The following is an 8,817-nucleotide window of genomic DNA, read 5'->3' on the forward strand; positions in this document are numbered from 1 at the left end:
TAAGTGCGTATTCAGATTTTACCTATGCGCAAAAGGCAATACGTCTTGGTGCGGATGATTATATATTAAAGCCCATCAAGCCGGGAAAATTAGTTGAAATAGTGATGAAAAATGCCAGAGATCTGCTGGAGGCACAAAAGGAAAAGAAGGCTTATTATGATGTTTACGAAAAGAGCTTTCTCCATTCCATGGTCAATGGCGGGGAAATTGAAAATGTGGAAAAGTTCAGTCACATGCTGGAACATAAATATCAACTGAAGCTGCCTGCCAATTATGCTTTCCTGGCTTTGCTCTGGATGGAGCAGGCGGATGGCTCCATGCGGAAAAGGCCCTTAAAAGATCAGGCGGCGGAACAGATTAAGGAGAGGCTGGCAGAGCAGGGAATCGTATTTACCCTCCAGGAAGATCTGCTATTATTCTTTGGGAAAGGCGACCGGTCCCAACTTCTGAATCTGGATTATCAGTATCAGGTAAAGAATATAATTGAGGGGCTGGGACGGGAATGGAAAGAGCAGAATCTGGCTATTACCACCGGGATCTCAGATGCAAGAGGACTGAATGAACTGCATATAGCCTATGCGCATGCAAAAGAAGCACTGGAACAGACTTATTACAGCCTGTCCGGCGCATGCGTGATCTATACTCATACCGAAAAAAAAGAAAAGGAATTTCCCGAAGAGCAGCAGAGGGATTATATGGAGCGCATTGCAAAAAGTGTCCAAAAGTGTGACGTAAAGGAGCTTCATGCAAATTTGGGCTCACTGCTTAAAATGGGGCTTAGGGAAAAGTATGACAAAGTCAGGATGTCTGGTTTTATCAAAAAGCTCTATCTCTATCTGATCCGTCACGCAGGTCTGGAAAGTGATCCTGATTTTGAAAGGCGGACGCTGGAAAATGCCGCCCATTATGAAAACAATATCCGGGACTTCGAAGATTATCTGATACAGGGATTGCAAAGAGGGCGGGAGCTGACACAGTCACAACATTATTCTGTAATGATTAAAAATATCTGTACTTATATGGATGAACATTACAGTGAGCCCATCAGCGTAGACTCGGTAGCCGATGTCTTCGGGCGGACACCGAATTACGTTTCTTCCAAGTTTAAAAAAGAAGTGGGAAAAAGCTTTACGGACTTCCTGATTGAATTGCGGGTTGGCAAAGCATTGAACATGCTGAAATATACCGATCTGCCTATTAGTGAAGTGGCTAAAAGAACGGGTTTCAGCAGTTATGCATATTTCTCCAGGACTTTTCGAAAAAGTACGGGGAGGAATGCAGGGGCATTTCGGAGTGGGGGAGATATACAAGCTCATGTGCAGAAAAATGACATATTAGTGTAGAATATTAGCATAAATGGATAAGCCTGCGACTGCTATAATAAAGTTATCTTATGAAAGAGAACAAAACCAATACAGGAGGTAAAAGGGATGAAGAAGAAAATATTAGCAGTGGTACTTGCAGGTACACTGGCATTGTCTATGGCAGGATGTGCCGGCGGTTCTGACAAGGGAAGCGGGGACAAAACAGCAGAGACAAATGCAGCGGAAACGAAAACTGATGACAGTAAAAGTGAGGAGTCACCGGGAACAGAAGCCGCTGGCACAGAAGAGAAAAAAGAAACCGCTTCAGCAGAGGGAAAACAGGATCTTGTCATTATGATAACGAATCCCGGTGATGTAAATAATGCGGTAGAGCAGAAACTGATTGATAAGCTGGGGGATAAATACAATATTATTACTAAGACCTGGGATTCTGCATCTGTAGAACAGACGGTAAAGACAGCAGCAGCAGCAAATGAGCAGATCGATCTGGTACAGTACTGGCCGAATCAGATGAATAGTTTTACCGAAGTAGGACTTGCCACAGACCTGACCCAGTACATGGATGATGAGTGGAGATCTACGTTTAATGAAGGGACACTGGAGATCGGAACTTACGGTGATAAGTTATACAACGTGGCTTATAAAACGGTATATCCGGCAATGATCGTGGATCTGGAAGTAACCCGGGCTGCAGGCATTGAAGACAGTGAAATCAAAGATCAGATGACATGGGATGAATTTTGTGACTTGTCCAGAAGAATAGAGGAAAATTCTGATGGATACGGCGCAGGAATACCAGATACCTATGCATGCTGGCTTACCAGGAATGCAGTAATGCAGGTATGGACACCAATGAGGAACTGGATAAATGGAATGCAGGAGAAGTTTCCTTTAAAGATGATCATATTAAAAATGCTTTTGAAATGGTGAAATCCGTATTTGAGGAAGGACTCTTTTACCCGGGAGAAGGAGCACTTGCTGTGACACAGGATCAGCTATATGGGGCTATTTCTTCACACAAAGTTGGATTTATCTTTGAACCCACCACTTCAGTGAAGACAACCATCGACAACTCCGGATTAAAAGATTATAAGATCTGTGACTATCCGGCAATGGGTAAAAATCCAACCAATCCGGTACTTGGGGGATGTGACGGATACTTTATCCCAACCAGTTCCAAAAATGTGGAAGGCGCTGTGGAAGCAATGAAATATCTGACCAGCGAAGAGATTATGACATTCCGTGCAGAAGGAGGGCAGGTACCCTGTGCCAAGATTGCAGAGGGCGCAAATGTAGATGAAGCATTCATGGAATCCATATCCAGATGTTCAGAACAGATCTATCCTACTGAAATTATCAACGTGGGGGCAGAACTGTCTGACTATATGCAGAACCAGATGCCTGCAAATTATATTTACAATGGAGAGGCATCTCTGGATGAACTGGAAGAGTTAAGAGTGGGAGCAGTTAATAAATAATCGGTTTGAAATAAACCGGGGATTTATGTTTAAAGAGGGTGCTGCCTCAAAATAAATGCACGTTTGTTTTGGGGCAGTATTTTTTATACCCTTTTTTACCCAAAATCCACTAAATGATGATATTTTATGACTTGTTCTGCGCTGGAGCGTGTTTGAAAATAGCTTACTGCCGGCTGCGTATCACACTTTATGGAAGATTAGGGAAATTTAAAAGGCGCATATTGTGCTATTATCTTGTAACTGGCGCTGATATACCGCAAAGCTCGTGCATATGGTGGGAATGAAATTTTCAAATACGATCAAGGTAAAGTCAGGATAAAAGGGCGCGCTGAGAAAAGAGGAGGAATAGAAATTGGAAGGAAATTCTACAACAGTGAAAAAGGTTGGGAAAAAAGCCATGAGCAGTACCAGAAAGTTACAGCTTATCGGCGGTTTATTCAGTCTTCCCGCCTTAATAATCGTGACATTTGCCACAATTATTCCGGTTATCTGGAATGTGGTTTTGAGTTTTTGCAACTGGGATGGGGTGTCTGCAATGACCTTCAATGGAATAGGAAATTTTGTGAAGATTTTTGCAGACAAATCCAGCATGAAGGCAATCGGATATTCATTGGTTATTGCGCTGATTGCAACGGCAACGGCGATGTTAATCGGCATCTGCCTTTCCTTATTAATCTATAAGGTAACAAAATTAGAGGGTGCCATATACCGTTTTGTATTCTACAGTCCGGTTATGCTTCCGCTGTCTGTGGTTGGTTTACTGTTTACCCTGGTGCTGGCTGCGGACGAAGGTCTGTTAAATAATATTCTGGGTCTGATTGGGCTGGAATCCCTTCAAAATGCATGGCTGGCTAAGAAAGGACTGGTTCTTACTGTAATCGGTCTGGTACAGGGATGGCGCAGCAGCGGTACGGTAATGATGCTGGTATTTACGGGAATAATCGGACTGCCTGTGGATTTATTCGAATCATCCAAACTGGATGGTGCAACTTACCGGCAGGAAGTGCGGCATATCATTCTGCCCCTTGTGAAGCCTACCATTCAGCTGGCACTGTCCATGTGCGTAATGAGTGCTTTTAAAACTTATGACATTGTATTTGCAATGACCGGAGGAGGCCCCGGAGATATTTCCAAAACGGCGCCATTAAAAATTATTGAACAGGCATTCATGTTTAATAAATATGGTCTGGCTGCTTCCAACAGTGTTATCTATGCCATTATTGTAATTGTAATTTTAGCAATTCTGAGAAAAGGAGTGGGAGGGGATAAATATGAGTACTAATTCAGCAGCAATTTTCTGCAGTGCACAAAAAAAGAAATTCAATACCTTTGCCGTAGTCTGCCGCGTCATACTGATTTCCCTGGTACTGATCTGGATTTATCCGGTATTGTTTTCCCTGCAGACTTCTTTTAAGACTCTGGATGAGTTTTTTGCAAATATCTGGGCGCTGCCCCATACCCTTGGCGCCTACAATTTCGTGAAAGCATTTACCCAGGGACATATCGGGGAGTATTTTATTAACAGCATTATGATTGCGGCAGTCTCACTTGTAAGCATAGAGGTGATTTCCGTCATGGCGGCATATTCCCTTGCAAGACTCCGCATTCCCCATACGGGCTTGATTATTATGCTTTGTTTTGCAATTCAGCTGCTGCCCACAGAGACCATCATAATTCCACTTTACATGATGATGTCCAAGCTGGGGATGCTGGGAGTAAAGTATCTTCCCATAATTCTTGCATATGTTGGCTGGTCCATTCCCGGAACCACTATTATTTTGAAAAACTTCTTTGACACCATACCGAAAGAATTGCTGGAAGCGGCGAGAATCGATGGCTCCGGAGAGATCCGTAACCTGTTTAAAATTGTTCTCCCTCTGATGAAAGGCGCCCTGGCAACCTGTATCGTAATGAACTTTACCTTTGTATGGGGAGAGCTGATGTGGGCCAAAACCGCCACCATTACAACGGTCAGCGGACTGCCGCTTACGGTAGGATTGATGAACTTTAAAGGTGAATTCGGAACCAACTGGCCCCTTTTATGCGCAGCGATCTGTATGATTGTTATACCGCTGTATCTGGTATTTTTATTTTTGCAGAAATATTTTGTATCATCGTTAACCGCAGGAAGTGTGAAAGGTTGAAACAAAAATTGTTTCAACTACTAATTTAAGAAATAGCACAAGCCGGCTTGCGCTATTCAGGGGTATAGGGATGATAAGAAGAAAGGTGGCATACTGTGAATATACATAGTTTGAAAATTAATCATATAACGCGTCCTATGGGCTATCTCTACAAGACATTGACGGCAACCTATCTTACAGAGAACAGCATGGGAAAGAGGCAGGAGAGCGCCCGGATTCTGGTGGCGCGGGATATTAATTTTACAGATCTTGTTTTTGATACCGGAAGATCTGCCCGGGTATCCGGTCTGGGTACACCGCTTTCCTTTTCCCAGGAACCGCAGACCCGTTATTACTGGAAAGTTCAGGTTTGGGATGAAAAGGGAAATACCGGAGAGAGTGCTGCAGAATGGTTTGAAACAGGGCTTATGGATGGGGGATTTTCAGGGCAATTTATATCTCCTGACCTGGAACCCTCCATTCAGCCGGTATTTGTAAAAACGTTTGAACTGGACAAAAAACCGGAGTCAGCCAGGCTGTATCTGTGCTGTCTTGGCGTCTATGAAGTATATATAAACGGCATCAGGGTGGGGGAGGAGGTCCTTGCACCTGGCATTACGGTTTATGAGCATTATGTACAGTATCAGACTTATGATGCAGGCAATATGCTGCACCGGGGAGAAAACCTGATCGAGGTTATAGCTGGTGACGGCTGGTATAAAGGCTTGTACGGATATCGCCAGAATAATGATTACCGGAAGGGGAAAGCATTTGAACTGCTTGCAGATCTGTATGTGGACGGAGCGCTTGCCCTGTGTACGGATCTGAGCTGGCAGGTGAAAAAGAGTAAAATTATTATCAGCGACATTTATGATGGGGAATATAGGGATGATACCCTGGAAGACTACGCGAGATTTCCGGTAAAGGCAGGAAAACTGGATAAAGGCGTGGTGAAAGAGAGACTGGGACTGCCGGTAAAGGTGAAAGAGATTAGAAAGCCTAAGGCTCTGATTACGACACCCAAAGGAGAAACCGTACTTGATATGGGACAAAACATGGTTGGCTGGGTTGCTTTTCACTGTCGGGAAAAGAGAGGAACGAAGATCAGCCTGGAGCATGGTGAGGTTCTTCAGGACGGTTGTTTCTACAATAAAAATTACCGTACTGCAAAAGCCAGGTATGATTATATCTCAGACGGACAGCAAAAGAAAGTGCATGCCCGCTTAACCTTTTTCGGATTCCAATACGTGAAGATTACAGGAATAGAAAATGCCCGCCTGGAAGATTTCCAGGGCGAGGTCCTGTATAGTGATCTGGAAGAAACCGGCAGGATGGAGACCGGAAATAAGGATTTAAACCAGCTGATATCCAATATTTTGTGGAGCCAGAAGGGGAACTTTTTGGATATTCCCACAGATTGTCCCCAGCGTGATGAAAAGATGGGATGGACGGGCGATGCTCAGATATTTGCCGGAACCGCATGTCTGAATATGGACTGCTATGAGTTTTTCCGCAAATACCTAAACGACATTTCACTGGAGCAAAAAGACACCAGAGGGCTGGTACCTCAGATTGTACCTTCTGTTGGAAGAAACGAACGGACATCTGCAGCCTGGGGAGATGCAGCCGTGATTATCCCCTGGGTGCTGTATCAATACTATGGGGACTCCAGCATCTTAGCGGAACAATATGAGAGCATGGAAGCCTGGGTTGCTTATATAGACAGACAGAATGAAGAAAATGGCACAGATCCTGACTTGTGGCAGAATGGATTCCACTACGGCGACTGGCTGGCGCTGGACGGCGGGTGTTATCATATGCCTACAGGAGGGACAGATGTAATCTACATTTCCTCAGCATATTTTTATTACTCGGTGACCCTGCTGGCAAAGTCAGCCGAAGCTTTAGGAAAAACGGAAGACTGTGAAAAATACAGTAGAAAGTCCCAGCGTATCCGAAATGCTATCCTGCAGGAGTATTTTACAGCAAACGGAAAGCTGAGTATCGATACCCAGGCAGCCTATACGGTGGCAATTGTCTTCGAGCTGGTTAGGGAAAAAGCCCAGCTGGAGCTTATCAAAGAACAGTTTCTGATGCGCATACGAAAGGATGGATACAGTCTCAAAACAGGATTTGTGGGCACGCCGTTTATTTTAGAAGCATTGTCCAGGTGCGGGCGCAGTGATCTTGCCTACCGGATTCTGCTTAGCAAAGAATATCCCGGCTGGCTTTATCCGGTGACTTTGGGTGCGACCACTATGTGGGAGCGGTGGGATGCGCTGAATCCGGATGGCAGTATGAGCGACAGCGGCATGAATTCCCTGAATCATTATGCCAACGGTTCCGTACAGGAATGGATGTATACCCGTATGGCAGGAATTAAGCCTCAAAGTAAAGGAGCCGGATTTAAACATGTATCCATAAAGCCACAGATTCATCCGGGGGCAGGGTGGATGGAGATGGTACTTAAAACAGCCGCCGGCGTATATAAAATCCACTGGGAAATCTAAAAAGACAACAAAATGTTATTAACCTGCAACATTCCCTTCGATACCACAGCAGATATTACGCTGCCCTGCTGTCCTGGCAAAGTAATCTTAAATGGAGAAGAACAGCCATACCAGCCGGAAAGCAGAATACCTGCAGATGCAGGCGAGTGGGTATTTGAATATGAACTTTCCGAAAATTACCGCCCATGCTATCAACTGGAAGACAGCGTAAAAGAGCTGGTGCGCAATCCGGTCATTAAAGAATATCTGTATAAAAAAGTACCTATGCTGGTTCATACAGATGGAGCGGAGATACAGAATATGACCCTTACTGAAATGTCAAAACTGCCATTCTTCCTTGGGATTGGAACAAGGCTGGGGCTGGATGAGGAGATTTTGGAGGAAATTGAGGGGGTTGTTTGTGGGATTGGGAAGCAGTAAAGACAGATGCTGGTAAATGATGGAATAACTCAGGGTAAGGCAGAAGCTATTGTAGAAATTTGAGACATTAAGGGAGACTTGTCAGAAGATTTAAGGCAACGGATTATCTTGGAAAAGGATGTGGATGTTCTTACGAAATGGATCAGAGTTATGCAGTAACCGGATAGCATGGTGAGTATAGGATGTTACAAAAATTCTAACACTATCGTAAAAATGTAAACTTGTTTCCCTTGGATATGCTCCCGATGTATTGTGGAGCCGTAAGGACTGGTTGGATCATGATTTTGTAGCCTAGTGGAAAGCGCTTGGTGCAGTCGCTGAATGGACGTACCGGCGTGTCCGGTAGGCTTGTTGCTCGCGGGAATAAAACTGCCGCCTATATTTCTCTCGAAATAGAAGGAGTACAAACCTGTCTGGAGGAAATTGATTATCTCGATAGCTGCTAACATAGCTCTATTTATTCAGTATAAACCGCGCCCCATTCGTAATCGCAACACCAATATCTTTTTGAATCGGTGCCACATCTGATGATTTATCTTTGACAAATACCAGGGTATCGTCGTCTTCTATTTCAAAAATATACTGGTATTTTCCATCTTCTGTTTTTAAAATTAGTTTCTGATCTTCAATGGTATATGTACCATTTGCTAAATAGGAACTTAAGACATCGTAAGTAAATCCGAAAGTTCCATCATCGAAAACGGAAAGGCATGGTGTGAACACATCAGCATTTTCTTTTGTTTCCATGTAATAGCTTTTGGATTTAATACTGATATTGACTGTCTCCGGTGTGGATGTTTCTGTTGTTTCATAATCAGATATTGTGTTTTTTTCCTTTTTGGTCAAGTTTTCGGTTCTTTCAGTCTCTTTTTCTGTGGAACTGCAGGCTGTGAGAAGGAGCAACAGGGAGAAGAGAATTAGTATTGCGGTTATTTTTTTCATAGATATCTCCTTTCAAAAT

The 8,817-nt window shown here is 43.8% G+C and carries 8 protein-coding genes; 7 read left to right on the forward strand and 1 reads right to left on the reverse strand.

What is annotated here, in order from left to right; translation table 11 throughout:
• The 7 genes from ACH2DQ_RS22475 to ACH2DQ_RS22505 all read left to right on the forward strand — a co-directional run.
• Positions 1 to 1,343 (forward strand): DNA-binding response regulator (locus tag ACH2DQ_RS22475; RefSeq protein WP_395028405.1); only part of this gene is annotated, 1,343 nt, incomplete at its 5' end.
• A gap of 87 nt (positions 1,344 to 1,430) precedes the next feature.
• Positions 1,431 to 2,255: an ABC transporter substrate-binding protein gene (locus tag ACH2DQ_RS22480; RefSeq protein ID WP_395028407.1), complete on the forward strand. Its 825-nt coding sequence runs from the start codon at positions 1,431 to 1,433 to the stop codon at positions 2,253 to 2,255.
• Positions 2,168 to 2,803, forward strand: a complete 636-nt coding sequence (locus ACH2DQ_RS22485; protein ID WP_395028409.1) for a hypothetical protein — start codon at positions 2,168 to 2,170, stop codon at positions 2,801 to 2,803. The genes ACH2DQ_RS22480 and ACH2DQ_RS22485 overlap by 88 nt, the downstream gene beginning before the upstream one ends.
• Positions 2,804 to 3,155: 352 nt before the next feature.
• Positions 3,156 to 4,085 carry a carbohydrate ABC transporter permease gene (locus ACH2DQ_RS22490; protein ID WP_394914722.1) on the forward strand — a complete coding sequence of 310 codons (930 nt, stop codon included), beginning with the start codon at positions 3,156 to 3,158 and terminating at the stop codon, positions 4,083 to 4,085.
• Positions 4,075 to 4,947, forward strand: a complete 873-nt coding sequence (locus tag ACH2DQ_RS22495) for a carbohydrate ABC transporter permease (RefSeq protein WP_394914721.1) — start codon at positions 4,075 to 4,077, stop codon at positions 4,945 to 4,947. The genes ACH2DQ_RS22490 and ACH2DQ_RS22495 overlap by 11 nt, the downstream gene beginning before the upstream one ends.
• Positions 4,948 to 5,042: 95 nt before the next feature.
• Positions 5,043 to 7,436 (forward strand): family 78 glycoside hydrolase catalytic domain, encoded by a 2,394-nt coding sequence (locus tag ACH2DQ_RS22500; protein ID WP_395028412.1) that lies wholly within the window; start codon positions 5,043 to 5,045, stop codon positions 7,434 to 7,436.
• Between the two features lie 12 nt (positions 7,437 to 7,448).
• A complete protein-coding gene (locus ACH2DQ_RS22505) occupies positions 7,449 to 7,856 on the forward strand; it encodes a hypothetical protein (RefSeq protein WP_395028414.1) in 408 nt (135 codons plus the stop codon).
• A 453-nt stretch (positions 7,857 to 8,309) separates the two neighbouring features.
• Here ACH2DQ_RS22505 and ACH2DQ_RS22510 read toward each other — a convergent pair whose 3' ends face one another.
• Entirely contained in the window at positions 8,310 to 8,798 is a 489-nt protein-coding gene (locus ACH2DQ_RS22510; protein WP_394914719.1) for a hypothetical protein, read from the reverse strand.
• Between the last annotated feature and the right edge of the window lie 19 nt (positions 8,799 to 8,817).

The organism is Robinsoniella sp. (genome assembly GCF_034124845.1).

Excerpts from the sequence above, each read along its gene's own strand:
- ACH2DQ_RS22485 (WP_395028409.1), top strand. The coding sequence starts at position 2,168 with ATGGACACCAATGAGGAACTGGATAAATGGAATGCAGGAGAAGTTTCC.
- ACH2DQ_RS22510 (WP_394914719.1), bottom strand. The coding sequence starts at position 8,798 with ATGAAAAAAATAACCGCAATACTAATTCTCTTCTCCCTGTTGCTCCTT.
- ACH2DQ_RS22480 (WP_395028407.1), top strand. The coding sequence starts at position 1,431 with ATGAAGAAGAAAATATTAGCAGTGGTACTTGCAGGTACACTGGCATTG.
- ACH2DQ_RS22505 (WP_395028414.1), top strand. The coding sequence starts at position 7,449 with ATGTTATTAACCTGCAACATTCCCTTCGATACCACAGCAGATATTACG.
- ACH2DQ_RS22495 (WP_394914721.1), top strand. The coding sequence starts at position 4,075 with ATGAGTACTAATTCAGCAGCAATTTTCTGCAGTGCACAAAAAAAGAAA.